Below are 16,246 nucleotides of genomic sequence, written 5' to 3' on the forward strand. Positions count from 1 at the left end.
GAGCCATTCTAAATTTTATAATCCTATCTTTGAGCGTCTGAGAACCGGGTAGACCGTTTTTTTCTGGTGTTCTGCTGCGTTTCTCATCAGTTCAATCAGCGGTTTTCGGATCAACTCATTTTTGTAGCACGATGAATAAGACAGGGGCAATCGTAGTCATAGAAGACGATGAAGATGATCAGGAGATGCTGACGCAAGTATTTAAACAACTTGACTACAGGAATGAGGTTATCTTTTTTGAAGATGCGGAGGAGGCCCTTCGCTATTTAGTTTCCACCTCCATCGAACCCTTTATCGTTATCTCGGATATCAACATGCCGAAGCTGAACGGGCTGGAATTGAGAGAGCAAATTCACGAGAACGAAGACCTGAGATTGAAATGCATTCCGTATCTGTTTTTCACGACAAGTGCCGAACAGCAACACGTTATTGACGCCTATTCCAAGTCGGTTCAGGGATTTTTTATCAAACCGTCTAAGTTTGAGAAACTGAAGGAAACCGTACGAAAGATCGTAGAATACTGGCAGGAATGTGTGTCTCCAAATTATGTCAAGTAATCAAAAAAGCCCCGATCGGGGCTTTTTTGATGGCGGGTATCACTCGTGATTGGACGTCACTTTGTCATTGCTCTTCAGCTTGTCTTTAAACACCTTGCGGAACTTGTCGAGCTTCGGCGCAATCACAAACGAGCAGTAGCCCTGCTCCGGGTTGTTGGCGAAATAGCTCTGGTGATACGCTTCGGCTTCATAAAAGGTGGTGGCTTTGCTGATTTCCGTCACAATCGGCTTGTCATACGCACCCGACGCATTCAGTTCTTTCTTCACGGTTTCGGCCAGTTGCTTCTGCTCGTCGTTGTGGTAAAAAATGACCGAACGGTATTGCGTTCCGACGTCGGCCCCCTGCCGGTTGAGCGAAGTTGGGTCGTGGCTCCGGAAAAAGGCCTGCAACAGTTCGGCGTAGGTTACTTTCTTGGGGTCATACGTCACCTCGACGCACTCGGCGTGGCCGGTGTTGCCGGTGCAGACTTCCTTGTACGTAGGGTTCGCTTTGGAACCGCCTTCGTAGCCGGAAACGGCATCCGAAACGCCATCCAGCGATTCAAACATGGCTTCCGTACACCAGAAGCAGCCCGTGCCGAAGGTGGCTTTTTCCAGGCCGGCGGCAGTTGATACAGGGTTGTTGGTATTCATAATTTTAGATTTTTTCTCGGATGATTGTTGTTTCGTTGACTGACCACAGGCCGACAAAGACGCCAGCGGCAACAGGGCCAGCAACCAGGTACTAACGCGTTTTAGATGCATGGGTTTAAACATTGTACGAAGTTGAGGGTTTTATTCCGACCTTACACCGGTATAACAAAATCGAGTTCCAGCCTGTATCTACGCGGGAATCAATCCAACGGTTTTTAAAGAACAGAATCTATTTTAAGACGGTTCGCCGGAAAAAGAAATTGCCCGGCGTAACTCGTAAACCATGACGATAAAACCCATGACGGAATCATTTGCCCTGAAAACAGAGTCGTTTCGTTTCGATGGCCGCGGATCTGAAAAATTCGCCATCGCCGATGTCCCCACCAAACTAGACGATTTGTATGAAGATTCGGATCATTACGAGGTCTTGCTGCGCAACCTGACCACCGAACTGAATGAATTGCAGGAGAAAATGTACGCCCACAACCGCTACGGTTTGCTGACGGTTTTTCAGGCGATGGATGCCGCCGGCAAAGACAGCACCATTCAGCACGTTTTTTCTGGTGTCAACCCGCTGGGGATGCGCGTCCATTCGTTCAAACGACCAACCGATCAGGAACTGGATCACGATTTTCTCTGGCGTAACCTCATCAACCTGCCCGAACGCGGCACCATCGGCATTTTCAACCGCTCCTATTACGAAGAAGTGCTGGTGGTGAAAGTCCACCCCGAAATTCTGACCCAATCCCAGCGGTTGCCCGAGGAACGCACCGTCGATCTGGACAAACTCTGGAAACAGCGGTATAAAGACATCAGCAACTTCGAAACGTACCTGAACCGCAACGGTTTTCCGGTATTGAAATTTTTCCTGAACGTGTCGAAAAAAGAACAGGGCGAACGACTCATTAGCCGCATTGAAGACCCGTCGAAGAACTGGAAATTTGATGATCAGGACGTGGTGGAGCGCGGTTTCTGGAACCAGTACATGCAGGCTTACGAGGATGCGATTAACGCAACGGCCAGCAAAAAAGCGCCCTGGTACATCATTCCGGCCGATGACAAGAAAAACATGCGGCTGATCGTCGCTAAAATTCTGGTCGAAGAAGTGAAAAATCTGAAAACTGACTACCCGAAAGTGAACAAGCGTCAGAAGAAAAGTTTGCAGGACCTGGTCGCCGTTATCAAGGGCGAGTAATCCGGCCTTCTTTTGCCAAACCGTCTGAACCGGAGTGTCTTCCGGTTCTTTTTTTCGTCTAAGCAACTGAGAGAAGTTCTTTCAGCCGGAACGGGCCGTCCGGCGGAGGTGCGGCCTTCCCCGTTGCCACGACGATTTGAAATACCGTTCTACCCTTTGGCTGATCTGCGGTTTTCTGCTCATCCGGTCGTTTGCCGTCGCGCAGGAATACCGTCGGCGCGAAACCAACCTCACGGCGTTCATTCAGAACCTGTTTCCGGTTCAAACCGAAGGCATTGACTACCAGGCGGTTTACGAGAACCTGTACCAGCTTTACGCCAACCCGCTCGATCTCAACACCGCCACCCGCGACGAGCTGGCGGGCACCTCCCTGCTGACCGAACGCCAGCTCAATAGCCTGGCGGAATACCGCACCCGCTTTGGCAGCTTGCTTTCAATTTATGAACTCCAGGCCGTCCCGGATTTCGACCTGCCCACCATCCGCCGATTGCTGCCTTTTGTTACCGTCGATGCCCAAAACCGCTCGCTTTCGGTTCGCAACCCCACCGACCATTACCTGATCATGCGGGTGGAACGCGTCCTGGAAAAGCAAAAGGGATTTACGTCGGCAGAACCGGACAAAAACGGCAACCTGCCCCGGCGCTACGACGGCAGTCGGCAGCAGTGGTACTGGCGGTATCGCTACAGCCGCCCGCGCGAGTTCAGCTTCGGGCTGACGCTGGAGCAGGACCCCGGCGAACCGTTTCGCTGGAAACCGGGCCATTATCAGTACGGCATCGACTACGTTTCGTTTCACGCCCAATTCCAGAACCGGGGCCGCTGGCGGAACCTGCTGATCGGCGATTACCAACTCCAAATCGGGCAGGGGCTCATCCTGGCGTCGGGCTTCTCGCTGGGCAAAGGCACCGAAACCGTCGCGGGCGTCCGGCGGCCCTCGCTGGGCGGACGGCCTTACAGTTCCCTGAGCGAATCCGGTTTTCTGCGCGGGCTGACGGCCACCTATTCCCTGCACAAAAACTGGGACATTACTTTGCTGGCCGCCCGCAACCGACGGGATGGCAACGTGGTGGAAGATCCTGAAAACCACGAAGACAAGATCAGTTCGCTCCAGACCAGCGGCCTGCACCGCACCACCGCCGAACTCGCCGACCGGGCCAGTCTGCTGGAACAGAATCTGGGCATTCACCTGCTACACCACCGGGAGCAACGGTGGCAACTGGGCGCGACGGTTCTGCACACGGTTTTCGACAAAACTTTGCAAAAACGCGATCTGCCGTATAACCGGTACGAGTTTTCGGGGAAACAAAACACGGTTTTCGGGTTGCACGGCAGTTATTTGTGGCAAAACGTCAATTTTTTTGGGGAAGCCGCCCGATCGTCGGGCGGGGGAGTTGGGGCCGTTGGGGGTGCCGTCGCCAGCCTGACCAAGCGGTTTGATGTCGCCATGCTGGGGCGGTATTATGCCCGAAATTTTCACAGTTTTTACGCCAATGCCTTCGGCGAAAACACGCGCAACAGCAACGAACGCGGCCTTTACACCGGTTTGCGGTATGTCATCTACCGCAAGCTGACACTGGGAGCCTTCATGGACTACTACCGGTTTCCGTGGTGGAAATACCTGGTCGATAAACCGTCACAGGGATACGATTACCTGCTGCAAACCACCTACACACCCACCAAAAAGCTTACGGTCTACGGGATTTACCACGACGAACACAAGGAGAAAAACCTGCCGACGCGGCTTAGCAAAGGTCAGGAAACCGTTAAAACCGTCCGGAAAAACTACGCGTTCAACGCCGACTACTCCCCTTCCCGAATCTGGTCGTTTCGCACGCGGATTCAGTGGGGCGGTTTTCGTTACGCGGGTTATTCGGCTTCGAAGGGCCTGGCCATCGTGCAGGATGCCACGGCGGATTTTGGACGGCTTTCCCTCAGCGGGCGGCTGGCGTGGTTCAGCACGAACGACTACGAAAGCCGCCAGTATGTCTACGAGCGGGATGTCTTATCGACGTTTTCGATCCCGGCTTACGCCAACAAAGGCATTCGGAATTACCTGTTGCTGCAATACACCCTCAACAAACACCTGGACGTCTGGCTCCGCTGGAGCCGAACCGATTTCCGACAACAGGAAACCGTCGGCTCCGATCTGGACGAGATTGACAAACCGCATAAAAGCGAAGTGAAAGTGCAGGTGCGGTGGAAGCTATGAAGGTTACGCCATCAGTCTGTAGTGTTTTGACATTTTTGTTAATAATTTTAAATAATATTATTATATTTGTAATGCAGTTGAGAGGCCCTGCCACTTTGGGCCGCGAGAACATGGTTTCTCCTTGGCTGTTTTTTTTATGCATTTACTTTACGCTGACGAGTCCGGGAGCGCGGCTGATCCTAGCCAAATACACTTTGTCCTGGCTGGAATTTCCTTCTTTGAAAGACAAACCTTCTGGATATCGAATGAACTCGACCGGATTGCCGAACGCTTCAATCCTGCAGAAATAAATTCCGTCGAGTTGCATGGCAGCCCCATGATGGGAGGACGGAATAGCTGGAAACCTTTTCCAAAACAAGACAGGATACAAGCGATCAAAGATGCCCTTTCTGTATTAGCAAATTCGCATCCATCCAATCGTATTTTCGCTTGTGTGGTCAACAAAACAAGGGTGAGCCCACATGATCCTGTAGAGATGGCCTTTGAACAACTAGCCAGTAGATTTGATCATTACTTGGGCCGCTTACATAAAAAGAATGATCCACAACGCGGCATCATTATTTTTGATAAATCCACTTACGAAAGCACTATTCAGGGATTAGCTACAAACTTCAGGACGTTAGGACATACATGGGGAGTTTTGCGTAATTTGTCAGAAGTACCTCTATTCCTTGATTCCCGCGCATCGCGGCTTATACAACTGGCCGACCTGGTGTCTTACGCAATATTCCGGTATTATGAACGTCAAGACGCCCAGTTTTTCTCCATTATTGCAGATCGATTCGACCAAGAGAGCGGTGTTCGTCATGGCCTTTGCGAACGGCTTTAAGTTAAGTTCGCTGCATTTTCAGAAGACGAAAAATAATTGAAAAGTTTCTTACTCTAGGGTTGTTGATTAACATAGACTACTTCGTTGTCGCTTGCGAAATGCAAGCGACAACGAAGTAGGTGCATTTTCTATCCTCTTTTCAATCCTCGCTCGGCCGAATGTTTACCTCCTCCACTTTCACGGTCTTGCTGCTCACCGCCGAAACGCCGAAGAAACCGACGGCTTTAGGGCCACTGGCGTTACGGTTCACTACGTTGGTCGGCACGTTGGCGGGCGGTGAGGCAAACAACCCGCCGTTGTTGATCTGGGTGCTGAGCTGCTGAAAGAAGTAGAACGCGTCCGGCGTGATCGACAACACTTCCACTTTCACCGAATCGTTCCGGTTGTACAAACTGTCAGGGTTGATCGACGTCCGGATAGGACGGATAAACAACAACCCGTCGGTATCGGCGGAACCGTTGAACGAGCCATTATACGACACGACAATGTCACTGGTTTCGTCGAGCCGCTTGCCGTTGCGATACGTCCGAATCCAGTAATAATCCGTCTGGTTCGGCAGGTCCGTTGCGTAAAACTCGCCCGCGAAACCTTTCCGATCCTCCAGCGGATTGGGTTTTTCTTCCCGGAAAACCAGCGAGTCGATGGCCGGAACGGCATTCATCTGGGAAATGGCGTAATATTCCTGCCCTTCAAACCGGATGCCCAAGAGGTATTTTTTACCGATTTTCCCGAATACTTCGCCGGGTTTTGGGGTCCAGACGTAGGTACCATTCCCTTTTACATCGATAAATTGATGAATCACGCTGTCTTCGTCGGCCACAATAACCGTGGCCCCCAAAGCGGCCGGGGGCTGCGCTGCGTCAAAATACCCGGTGGTTTTCGTGAGTTTAATGGTTTGTGGCCCCGGCTGATCGGTCAGCCAGCCATCGATGGCCAATTGTGACGGACCGGTTTGCAGGTCAATATCGATCGGATCTTCGCAGGACGACAGCCCCAGCAGCAGCAACCCCAGCAGGATTACGTGGATGACCGAAAAACCGAATATGGGTGTATTTTTCATGGCGGTTTCTATCGTCTAAAACTTGAAATTGTAGGTTGCCGACGGAATCAGCGTGGCAAAAACCGAATAGCGCACGGCTTCGGCAACCGGAATCTGCACCTGCTCGCCGTTCAGCGTCACCGTCCGCTTGTCTTCGGCCTGCCGGAAAAAGACCGAGAACGGGTTCTTCCGACCGTAGGCGTTGTAGACCGAAAACACCCAGTTGCTCTCCCATTTCTGCGTCGGTCTTTTCTTGCGGTTTTGCAACGTTGCCGCCAGGTCCAGGCGGTGGTAGGGCGGAATCCGGTAATTGTTCCGGGAATTCTCGGCGTTGTGCGGTACCAGATACCCCTGAAACAGGTAGCCGTTGGTGGGGAACGTGGCGGGTGTCCCCGTTGCAAAAGCGAAGGTTGCCGAGAAACTCCAGCGTTTGTTCAGATCATACAAAGCCACGGCATTTAGCGTGTGCCGCTTGTCGAAACGCGTCGGAAACCAGCGGTTGTTGTTGATGCCGTCCACAAACCGTTCGGTTTTCGCCAGCGTGTAGCTCACCCAGCCTGTCAGGTCGCCTTTGTTCTTTTTCACGAAAAACTCCGCCCCGTAGGCACGGCCTTTGCCGTTCAGCAAGTCGCCTTCGAGGTATTTATTAAGCAGCAGGTCGGCACCGTCGATGTAGTCGACCTGGTTTTGCAGCCATTTGTAATAGAGTTCCACCGACACTTCATACTCCGTACCGGTTTTGCCCAGATTCCGGAAATAGCCCCCCGCAATCTGGTCGGCAATCTGCGGTTTGATGTTGTTGGTCGAGGGCGTCCAGACATCCAGGGGGGTGGAAGCCGTGGTGTTCGACACCAGGTGAATGTATTGCGCCAGCCGGTTGTAACTCATTTTCAACGAACTAACCTCATTCAACTCATACTTGGCCGAAAACCGGGGTTCCCAGTTGCCGTAGGTTTTGATGGTTTCGTTGCGGTCGTAGGTCGTGGTGGAAACCGGAAACCGACGCTGGTTGGGTGGTACATCGGTCTGAAATTCGTAAGCTTCGCCGGGGCCGAGGTAATTGTAGAGCGAATACCGCAACCCGTATTGCAACTGCAACCGCTTGGAAACCAGTTGCTCGTTGCCGATGTAGAGCGCACTTTCCAGGGCATATTTATTCTCCAGCCCAAACGTCCGCACATCGCCCCCGCTGGCGGCATTGGCCAACCCCGGCTGGAAATCGTAGACAATGGCCTGACCACCAAACGTCAGGGTATTGTTTTTGAGAAACAACGTAAAGTCCGGTTTGATGCTGTAATTGACGATGGACGATTTCCAGTTGAAATAATCTTTGGGATCTTTCCGCTTCAAGTCACTGTCGAGCAGGTAGTCGTAATTGCTGTAAAAAGCCGTGGTGTTCAGAAACAGCTTGTCGCTGAATACGTGATTCCAGCGCAAACTGGTGGTCGTATTGCCCCAGTTAAACCCAAAATCGGCCCCAAACACATCGCGCCCCAGATAACCCGACAGGTAAATCGTGTTTTTGTCGTTGATGCGGTAATTGGCCTTGGCGGTGAGGTCGTAGAAGAAAAACCGGGAGCCTTTCAGATCGCCGGACAGGAACGGTTTGGCCAGAATGTCGGCATACGACCGGCGACCCGCAATGATGAACGAACCCCGGGCCTGCCCGTCTTTATCTTTAAACAGCGGCTGCTCCAGCGTCAACCGGCTAAAAATCAATCCAATACCACCCGATACCGTGGTTTTCTTGGAATTCCCTTCCTTCATCCGAACGTCGAGGATCGATGAAATCCGCCCGCCATACACGGCCGGAATACCGCCCTTGACCAGTTTCACGTCCTTGACCGCATCGGGGTTAAAAACCGAGAAAAAACCGAACAGGTGGGAGGAGTTGTAGACCGGCGCTTCGTCGAGCAACACCAGATTCTGATCGACGTTGCCGCCCCGGACGTTGAAACCCGTTGCGCCCTCGCCAACCGTCGAAACGCCCGGCAGCAGTTGGATGCTGCGGATAACGTCGACCTCGCCCAGCAACGCCGGAATTTTCTGAATCGTCTTCATTTCCACCGTATTGACGCTCATCGCAATGTCTTTTACATGGTCGTCTTCGCGTTTGGTCGAAACAATCACTTCCTGAAGGTCACGCCCTTCTTCTTTCAGTTCAATATCCAGCCGGACGTTCTGGCTGGTCAGGTCGATGGTACGGTTCTGTTTGGTGAATCCAACGTAGGTATACACCAGGTTGTAGGTTCCCAGTGGTAAGGTCAGCGAGTAAAAGCCGTAGGAGTTGGTCGTAATACCGGAACCGGTTTCTTTCACGAATACCGAAACGCCAATCAGGCCTTCGCCGTTGGCCGCGTCTTTAATGTAGCCGCTCACGGTGGCCTGCGCGTTCGTTCGCCGGGTTGCGGGGGCCGGGTCGGGTGTTCCCTGCGCCCGAACGACCGGGCCGACCAGCAGCAGCAGCAGGCCAATTTGTACGATTTTTTTCATAAGGTGTATTTCATAGGATGGTGGTATGACGTATATCGTGCGTTGCAACGGCATTGACGGAATGACAGCAAAGGTCGACTTTCCCCCCATCCCGTAGGACAAAAAAATGATGAACCGCCAAAATTCAGGCCTGAAAGGCTTGGGGTGTAGTATAAAATTAACTCTGCCTTTATTTGCGGGTTCCCAGGCCGATGACGTACGGTTGCGAAATACCTGTATCTTAGCCAGACGTATGAATTGAGAATACAAGCCATGAAAAGGGAACTTGGACTCGTTTTGTTTTTTCTACTTTTCGGGTTCTGCCTGCACGCCCAGACGTTGCGCCCCGAACAGGCCCGCGCCGATTTTGAGTACCTGAAGAAAAAAATGGACCGGCTACATCCCGGAATTGGTCAGTATATCCCGGAAAAAACGTATGACCAGCTTTTCGATTCCCTGCACCGGCAACTGACGCAACCCCTGACTTACCAAGCGTTCTTCCAAACAGCTACGCCCTTAATTACCAGCCTGCAAGACGGCCACACGGCCCTGTTGCACCGCAAAAAGTACTACAACAAAAACCGCCGTTTGATTCCATTTTACATTCGAAACGTTGGACCGACCTACTACATTTCACACAACCTTTCATCCGACTCGACGCTCGTTCGGGGAACCGAGCTCCTCTTGATCAACCAGCAGCCGGTGGCTGCGCTCCACCAGTTGCTTCAGGATGTCGACCGAAGCGGGTCTGATGGCGACAACCAGTCGGGCCGCCGGTCGCGGAGCCTCATCGCTTTTTCCAGTTATTATTACAACTGGTTTGGCCCCAGCGACTCGGTGCAGGTCGCCTTCCGTTTGCCCAACGACACCCTGATTCGGACCCGGTTTGTTCGCTGCGAAAACCGGAAAGTGATTGACGCATATTTGACCAAACGCTATAAAAAAGAACTCAACCAGACGCCCAACCTTTCAGTCAAACCGGTCGATAGCCTGGCGCATACGGCAGTCTTGCGCGTATCGACTTTCAACGGAAATCTGGCCGATTTTCTGACGGGGAAGTTCCCGCGAAAACTCAAGCGGGCTTTTCGGGAAATTGAGCGCAAAGAAATAACGAATCTGGTGGTGGATGTACGCAGCAACGGTGGCGGGGCCGTCAAAAATTCGGCGCGGTTGCTGCAATACTGGATTCCGCGACCGTTCCGGTTGATGGAGCGGGAAACGATGAAGCGCGGGTTTCGGAGTGCGTTCGTCACCTGGTACAACCCTGTCACCTGGGTTCTGTTCCCGGTATTTTACAAAAAAGACCCTTCCGGAGGGTATAAAGAACGGTTTGCGGGCCGCCCCCACCAGCCAAAAACACGGTATGCCTACCGGGGCCACCTCTATTTTCTGGTTAACGGAGCGTCGTATTCCGCCACGGCTACGGTTCTGGCCCAAACCCTCAATAATCAGCTCGGCACATTCGTTGGCGAAGCTACGGGAGGAGCGTACTGGGGCGATTTTGCCGGTCAATTCAAGATGATTACCCTGCCCCATTCGGGTCTGCGGGTCCGGATTCCCCTGAAACGAATGGCACATGCCGTTGATCCCCGGCGTGCCAACGGTTTTACGGTTGAGCCGGATTTTCCGGTCGAACGAACCTACGATGACCTGCTGCACGGCCGGGATTTTGGCATGCAGTATACCCTTCAACTGATCAAAGAGGGCAAAGTGGCTGACCGGGGCCGGGCGTCAAAGTCTCTGTCTGAAAATTAATCGCCTGTTGGCTAGACACATACCGATCAATCTCAACAGTTATGCCGGTTTCTGGTTATGCTATAGCGTGTGTAAGGTTTTAGGGCCCGGAAGCGAAAACCGTTTCTCACGTTTCATCTCCACAATCTGAACGGTATTATGAGTGAACTAAAAGAATTGGGTTTAGGCATCATCGGTTTCGGCGGATTCGGCCTTTTTGCCGCCCAACATTTCCTCCAAACGCCCAATGTCAAGCTGATCGGCATTGCCGGTTCCCAGCGCGAGGAAGCCACCAAGGCCGCCAACCGCTTCGGAGCCACGCATTTCGACACCATCGATGAATTACTGGACCAACCGGATCTGGATATCGTTTACATTGCCACGCCCCCTTTTCTGCACTACGAGCAGTCGATGCTGGCCCTGCGGGCCGGAAAACACGTGATCTGCGAAAAACCGCTGGCGATGAATGCCGAACAGGGCCGCGAAATGGTCAGCTACGCCGAGAGCAAAGGCTTGCTGATGGTCACCAACCTGATGCAACGGTACAATCCAATGTTCGAGCGGGTTAAAAAACTGATTGACAAGAAGATACTCGGTGAATTTCTACACGGTTATTTCGAAAACTACGCGGGTGACGAAGGGCTTTCGCCCCAGCACTGGTTTTGGGACCGGGAACTCAGTGGCGGAATTTTTATCGAACACGGCGTTCACTTTTTTGACATGTTTGCGGGCTGGCTGGGCGAAGGCCAGGTGGAAGCCGCTCAGGTGTGCAAACGCGACGGCAGCGACCTCGAAGACCAGGTGAACGCGACCGTTCGCTACGGCGATGCGCTGGTGAATTTCTACCACGGTTTTACGCAGGTGGGCCGGATGGACCGGCAGGAAATGCGGCTGCTGTTCGAGCGGGGCGACGTTACCTTGCAGGAATGGGTGCCTACGCGGGCAATTATCCGAGGGCTGGTCGACGAAGCCGGGACGCGGGCGCTGATGGATTTATTTCCGGGTTCGGTTTTGGACATTACAGCCAATTATGGTGGCAAAGACCGGGCGGCCCGGGGACGAAACAAAGACTTCGAAATCGCCCAACAGGTGCAGATCCGCTACGGTTTCGACCACCAGAAAATGCACCTCTACGGGGAGCTGCTCCGGCAGATGTTCATCGACCAGACGTCGGCCATTCGCTACCCCGAAACCCACCGGAAAATTACCGAACAAAACGGGTTGGTTTCGCTGCTGACGGCGGTGGATGCCGATCGGTTGGCGCGTTCCTGATGGTATTCCCAACCCTATTTAACCATCACCAACCATATCCAACCATCACCAATCCCATTCAACACCAACCGTATTCAATCATCCCCCCCCGGCCTATAAGCCGGGGCTAGTGATGTGAGCCTTTCAGGCTCGTGGGATGTATCATCGTATCGAAACCTGATCCGTAACCCCTTGTAAATTATTCGGTTTGCCTTTACCTTTGCGACACTGCTGCATCGTATCATCACATATAGCCAACCTTCCCCGAAAAATCCTACCATAAACCGGTAGGGCGTTTTCGTATACCCTTTCTTTGGGGTAAATCAGGCTTCTCCTGGTTGCCTGACGGTTTTTTAGTTTCCTTCAATTCCTTCTTTTATTCCTCATGAAATCAAACGGTTTCATGGCTGCTCTGCTATACGCAGCGGTTCTCCGGATCGTTTCGTGTTCCAGTGCCATTTCTAAACAGACGCTGATCATGCAAAATACAGATTACAATAAATCCATTATCCGGGATTTCTACCGGCGCACGGTTGCCAACGGCGACCTCGATTATGCCGAACAAATCATCGCCGACGATTACATCCAACACAGCCTGATGGTAAAACCGGGCAAGGCGGGGCTACTGGAAGCCCTGAAAGCCATGCAGCAAATCCCTAAACCGCCTGCTTCGGCCAAACCGTTCATGCGACTCATTGCGGAAGATGAGTATGTAGTGACAAACCTGCGCTTTGAATTTGGCGGGAAGCAAATGGTCGTCGTCGATCTGTTCCGGCTTCGGAGCGGGCAAGTCATCGAACATTGGGACGCTGTTCAGCAGCAGCCCGAAACGACCCTGAACGGGCATTCGATGATGGACGGAACCGTCGAGATAGAGGCTATTGAAGCGACCGAAGCGAATAAAAAATTTGTTGAAGTCTTCTGTCAACGCGTTCTGATCGAGCGGAATATCGAAACGCTTTCGGACTATGTTACGTCGGATCTGATTCAGCACAAGCCGGAAATCGCCAACGGGCGGGATGGTTTATGGCAGTATTTACATCAAAAAGGCGGAGACTTCGCCATCCATAAAGTCCTTCAGATTATTGGCGAAGGCCAGTTTGTGGTGGTGCAATCCGAAGGGCAGCTTGATCAAAAACCGGTTACATTCTATGACGTTTTCCGGTTGATCCAGGGAAAAATTGTGGAGCAGTGGGGCGTTCAGCAGCTAATGCCCTAATAGCATCCCCGGTTTTAAGTTACAGAATGAGTCATCCTTCCTGGATGACTCATTCTGTAACCGTCTTCACAACCGCGCACTCCGCAGGCGCAGGCTATTACTAACGACCGACACCGAGCTGAGCGCCATTGCAGCGCCGGCAATCATCGGATTGAGCAGAAAACCGTTGATCGGAAACAGAATCCCGGCGGCAATCGGAATGCCGATGAGGTTGTAAATAAACGCCCAGAACAGATTCTGACGGATCACCCGCACGGTTTTTCGCGACAGTTCCAGCGCCTTCGGAATGCTGCCCAAATCGGACGTGATGAGCGTCATCCGGGCCACGTCCATGGCAATGTCGGAGCCTTTGCCCATTGCGATGCTGACGTCGGCCTGTGCCAGCGCCTGGGAGTCGTTGATGCCGTCGCCCACCATCGCCACCACCTTTCCCCGGCTTTGCAATTCCTGGATGAAAGCGGCTTTATCGGACGGCATCACTTCGGCACGGAAATCCGTCAAACCGACGGCTTTCGCTACCGCCCGGGCGGTTTGCGGATTGTCGCCCGTCAACATATACACATCAATGCCCTGGTCTTGCAGCGTTTGAATCGCAGCTTTCGACGTTTCCTTGATCTGGTCGGCAATGGCGATGATCGCCAGCACGGTTTTTTCATTGGTGAAATACACTACCGTCCGAGCCTCGTCCTGCCACTGATTCACGCGTTTTTCAACCGCCGAATCGACCGCAATACCGTGTTCGTCCAGCAAACGACGATTGCCCACCCGATAGGTAATCCCTTCAAACCGCGCCGAAACCCCGCGCCCGGTCAGGCTCTCGAACGATTCAAGCGGCAGACTTTTTACCGATAGACCGGCTAAATGGTCAACGACAGCTTCGGCCAGCGGATGTTCCGATTGGTTTTCCAGTGCGTATAAAACGGAGGATGCCTGAGCGATGTCGGAACGTTGCCATTCCAGGTTGGTAACGGCGGGTTTTCCGGCGGTGATGGTACCGGTTTTGTCCAGTACAACGGCGTTCACTTTGTGGCCCAATTCCAGGCTTTCGGCGTCTTTGATCAAAATCTGGTTGTCCGCGCCTTTGCCCACACCGACCATGATGGCCGTGGGCGTCGCGAGTCCGAGCGCACACGGACAGGCGATGACCAAAACGGTTACGGACGTCAGCAAGGCCTGCGCAAATGCGTTTTCACCTCCCAACAGCATCCAGACGATGAAGGTCAACACGGCGATGCTGATGACGACCGGCACGAAAATACCGGCAATCCGGTCGACCAGTTTCTGCACCGGTGCTTTGCTGCCCTGCGCGTCCTGCACCATACGAATGATCTGCGCCAGAACCGTGTCGGCACCGACCTTTTCGGCCCGAAACCGGAAGCTGCCTTTCTGGTTGATTGTTCCGGCAAAAACTGTCTGTTCCGCCTTCTTTTCCACCGGAACCGGCTCGCCCGAAATCATGCTTTCATCGACGAACGACGTACCGGCAACCACGACGCCGTCCACGGGAATTTTCTCACCGGGCCGCACCACAATCACCTGATCCACCCGAACCGACGCTACCGGAATTTCCGTTTCCACGTCGTTTTCCACGATCCGGACGGTTTTGGGTTGCAATCCCATCAGCTTTTTAAGGGCCGAGGAAGTGTTCGATTTGGCGCGTTCCTCAAGCAGTTTTCCCAGCAAAATAAAGGCGATAATTACCGCAGCGGTTTCAAAATAGACGTGCGGGTGAATGCCGCGCCGGTGCCAGAAATCCGGGTTGAGCGTATTGAACGTACTGAACAGAAAGGCAATGCCGGTCGACAGGGCCACCAGCGTATCCATGTTGGTTTTTCCGTGCCGGGCCTGTTTCCAGGCATTGACGAAAAAGGAGCGGCCCAAACCAAATACGACCGGCGCAGACAGGGCCAGCATGAGTTCGTTGGCGTACGGAATCGTCATGAAAAACATCCCGATCACCACCACCGGAACCGACAGCACAGCCGCCCAGATTGTCCGTTTTTTCAAGGATTCGTAGTGGCGTTCCTGCGCTTCGGCCTGCACCGCCTGCGGATCTTCCGCGTCCATCACGAGGTCGTAGCCAATGGAACGGATGGCGGCTTGCAACTCCTGCTGCGTAACGGCTTGGGGATCAAACTCCACCCAAGCCTGCTGGTTGGCATAATTGACGCCCGCATCGACCACCCCCGGTGTTGTTTTCAGCATCGACTCCACGCTGACGGCACAGGCCGCACAGGTCATTTCCAGAACGGGGTAGGTTTTCCGAACCGGTTTGGAGGCTGCGCCGGTTCGGGCGGTTTTTGCTACTGCCGTGGGGGGCGCGTTCATACGGGTTCGGCTTTATAACCGGCTTCTATCAGGGCTTCTTTCACCTGATCGACCGTGGCACCTTCCACCGTCAGCAGTTTGTCCGGGTTCTGGGTATCGACCTGCCAGTGTGTTTCGCCGACGGCTTTGTTCAAAAAGGGGGTTACGGTGGCTACGCAGCCTGCACACTTGATATTGGTTTTGAATTGAATCGTTTTCATGCTCTTGTTTTTTGTGATTTGACACTGCAAAGATCAGTATTAGAACAAGAGCCAATGGTACAGAATTCCGGTTGGTTCGTATAGAATTGTGTTACATAGCCAGGAATAACGGAATGGTCTCTTAATATTCGGCCAAACGGGGCAGTTCTACCGTCCGTAACCAATACCGCAAGGTGGTTTGCAACTGTTCCTGCCAGTCTTCAAACAAAACCGGCTTGGTGTGAAACGCCCGCGCGCCGAGCCGGTAGGCCTGGCTGATGTCTTCGGGCCGCGACGATCCTGACCACATCACGACGGGAATCTGCTGGTAGTTTTCGTTGGCTTTCAGTTGCCGGAGGGTTTTCAGTCCGTCCAGAACCGGCATGAAAAAATCCAGCATGATCAGCGACGGATATTCTTCCGGAAGAATGCTCTGAAGATGCGTCAACAGGGCCGCACCGTGCAAAAACCGGCGGATTTTCAGATCCGGCTGTATTTCATGAATCGCCCGATCAATGTAACTAAAATCGGTTTGATCGTCTTCCACAACGTAAAAAGTGATACTCGTTTCCATAGCGTTTTTGCCCTTCTAGATAATAGA

At 52.9% G+C, this 16,246-nt stretch carries 13 protein-coding genes; 7 read left to right on the forward strand and 6 right to left on the reverse strand.

Going from position 1 to position 16,246, the window contains the following annotated elements; translation table 11 throughout:
• Positions 1-131 precede the first annotated feature (131 nt).
• Positions 132-557, forward strand: a complete 426-nt coding sequence (locus F0P93_RS09460; RefSeq protein WP_150876130.1) for a response regulator — start codon at positions 132-134, stop codon at positions 555-557.
• A gap of 39 nt (positions 558-596) precedes the next feature.
• Here the strand turns inward: F0P93_RS09460 and msrA are convergent, their stop codons facing one another.
• Positions 597-1,190: a peptide-methionine (S)-S-oxide reductase MsrA gene (gene msrA, locus F0P93_RS09465; RefSeq protein ID WP_150876679.1), complete on the reverse strand. Its 594-nt coding sequence runs from the start codon at positions 1,188-1,190 to the stop codon at positions 597-599.
• A 298-nt stretch (positions 1,191-1,488) separates the two neighbouring features.
• On the opposite strand from msrA, the gene F0P93_RS09470 reads away from it, so the two are divergent.
• The 3 genes from F0P93_RS09470 (at position 1,489) to F0P93_RS09480 (ending at position 5,423) form a co-directional block, all read left to right on the forward strand.
• Positions 1,489-2,385, forward strand: a complete 897-nt coding sequence (locus F0P93_RS09470; RefSeq protein ID WP_150876680.1) for a PPK2 family polyphosphate kinase — start codon at positions 1,489-1,491, stop codon at positions 2,383-2,385.
• Positions 2,386-2,521: 136 nt separating this feature from the next.
• Positions 2,522-4,594 (forward strand): ComEA family DNA-binding protein, encoded by a 2,073-nt coding sequence (locus F0P93_RS09475; RefSeq protein ID WP_225309424.1) that lies wholly within the window; start codon positions 2,522-2,524, stop codon positions 4,592-4,594.
• A gap of 136 nt (positions 4,595-4,730) precedes the next feature.
• Positions 4,731-5,423 (forward strand): DUF3800 domain-containing protein, encoded by a 693-nt coding sequence (locus tag F0P93_RS09480; protein ID WP_150876131.1) that lies wholly within the window; start codon positions 4,731-4,733, stop codon positions 5,421-5,423.
• A gap of 139 nt (positions 5,424-5,562) precedes the next feature.
• Here F0P93_RS09480 and F0P93_RS09485 read toward each other — a convergent pair whose 3' ends face one another.
• Positions 5,563-6,483 carry a DUF4249 domain-containing protein gene (locus F0P93_RS09485; protein WP_150876132.1) on the reverse strand — a complete coding sequence of 307 codons (921 nt, stop codon included), beginning with the start codon at positions 6,481-6,483 and terminating at the stop codon, positions 5,563-5,565.
• Between the two features lie 15 nt (positions 6,484-6,498).
• Positions 6,499-8,955 carry a TonB-dependent receptor gene (locus F0P93_RS09490; protein ID WP_150876133.1) on the reverse strand — a complete coding sequence of 819 codons (2,457 nt, stop codon included), beginning with the start codon at positions 8,953-8,955 and terminating at the stop codon, positions 6,499-6,501.
• Between the two features lie 252 nt (positions 8,956-9,207).
• Between F0P93_RS09490 and F0P93_RS09495 the strand changes: the two genes are divergently transcribed.
• From F0P93_RS09495 to F0P93_RS09505, 3 genes are all read left to right on the forward strand, one after another.
• Positions 9,208-10,689, forward strand: a complete 1,482-nt coding sequence (locus F0P93_RS09495; RefSeq protein WP_150876134.1) for a S41 family peptidase — start codon at positions 9,208-9,210, stop codon at positions 10,687-10,689.
• Between the two features lie 138 nt (positions 10,690-10,827).
• The gene (locus F0P93_RS09500) at positions 10,828-11,940 is read left to right on the forward strand and encodes a Gfo/Idh/MocA family protein (protein WP_150876135.1); all 1,113 of its coding nucleotides are present in this window, start codon (positions 10,828-10,830) and stop codon (positions 11,938-11,940) included.
• A gap of 382 nt (positions 11,941-12,322) precedes the next feature.
• Positions 12,323-13,138, forward strand: coding sequence for a nuclear transport factor 2 family protein (locus F0P93_RS09505; protein WP_225309425.1), 816 nt, complete (start codon positions 12,323-12,325; stop codon positions 13,136-13,138).
• A 66-nt stretch (positions 13,139-13,204) separates the two neighbouring features.
• Here the strand turns inward: F0P93_RS09505 and F0P93_RS09510 are convergent, their stop codons facing one another.
• The 3 genes from F0P93_RS09510 to F0P93_RS09520 all read right to left on the reverse strand — a co-directional run bounded on the left by F0P93_RS09510 (position 13,205) and on the right by F0P93_RS09520 (position 16,219).
• Positions 13,205-15,466: a heavy metal translocating P-type ATPase gene (locus tag F0P93_RS09510; RefSeq protein WP_225309426.1), complete on the reverse strand. Its 2,262-nt coding sequence runs from the start codon at positions 15,464-15,466 to the stop codon at positions 13,205-13,207.
• The gene (locus F0P93_RS09515) at positions 15,463-15,666 is read right to left on the reverse strand and encodes a heavy-metal-associated domain-containing protein (protein ID WP_150876136.1); all 204 of its coding nucleotides are present in this window, start codon (positions 15,664-15,666) and stop codon (positions 15,463-15,465) included. Before F0P93_RS09515 ends, F0P93_RS09510 begins: the two co-directional genes overlap by 4 nt.
• Positions 15,667-15,787: 121 nt before the next feature.
• Positions 15,788-16,219 carry a response regulator gene (locus F0P93_RS09520; RefSeq protein ID WP_114404055.1) on the reverse strand — a complete coding sequence of 144 codons (432 nt, stop codon included), beginning with the start codon at positions 16,217-16,219 and terminating at the stop codon, positions 15,788-15,790.
• Between the last annotated feature and the right edge of the window lie 27 nt (positions 16,220-16,246).

It is taken from the genome of Larkinella humicola (genome assembly GCF_008727875.1).
In the GTDB taxonomy this organism is placed as follows: domain Bacteria; phylum Bacteroidota; class Bacteroidia; order Cytophagales; family Spirosomataceae; genus Larkinella; species Larkinella humicola.

Excerpts from the sequence above, each read along its gene's own strand:
- F0P93_RS09460 (WP_150876130.1), top strand. The coding sequence starts at position 132 with ATGAATAAGACAGGGGCAATCGTAGTCATAGAAGACGATGAAGATGAT.
- msrA (WP_150876679.1), bottom strand. The coding sequence starts at position 1,190 with ATGAATACCAACAACCCTGTATCAACTGCCGCCGGCCTGGAAAAAGCC.
- F0P93_RS09470 (WP_150876680.1), top strand. The coding sequence starts at position 1,489 with ATGACGGAATCATTTGCCCTGAAAACAGAGTCGTTTCGTTTCGATGGC.
- F0P93_RS09480 (WP_150876131.1), top strand. The coding sequence starts at position 4,731 with ATGCATTTACTTTACGCTGACGAGTCCGGGAGCGCGGCTGATCCTAGC.
- F0P93_RS09485 (WP_150876132.1), bottom strand. The coding sequence starts at position 6,483 with ATGAAAAATACACCCATATTCGGTTTTTCGGTCATCCACGTAATCCTG.
- F0P93_RS09490 (WP_150876133.1), bottom strand. The coding sequence starts at position 8,955 with ATGAAAAAAATCGTACAAATTGGCCTGCTGCTGCTGCTGGTCGGCCCG.
- F0P93_RS09495 (WP_150876134.1), top strand. The coding sequence starts at position 9,208 with ATGAAAAGGGAACTTGGACTCGTTTTGTTTTTTCTACTTTTCGGGTTC.
- F0P93_RS09500 (WP_150876135.1), top strand. The coding sequence starts at position 10,828 with ATGAGTGAACTAAAAGAATTGGGTTTAGGCATCATCGGTTTCGGCGGA.
- F0P93_RS09505 (WP_225309425.1), top strand. The coding sequence starts at position 12,323 with ATGGCTGCTCTGCTATACGCAGCGGTTCTCCGGATCGTTTCGTGTTCC.
- F0P93_RS09510 (WP_225309426.1), bottom strand. The coding sequence starts at position 15,466 with ATGAACGCGCCCCCCACGGCAGTAGCAAAAACCGCCCGAACCGGCGCA.
- F0P93_RS09515 (WP_150876136.1), bottom strand. The coding sequence starts at position 15,666 with ATGAAAACGATTCAATTCAAAACCAATATCAAGTGTGCAGGCTGCGTA.
- F0P93_RS09520 (WP_114404055.1), bottom strand. The coding sequence starts at position 16,219 with ATGGAAACGAGTATCACTTTTTACGTTGTGGAAGACGATCAAACCGAT.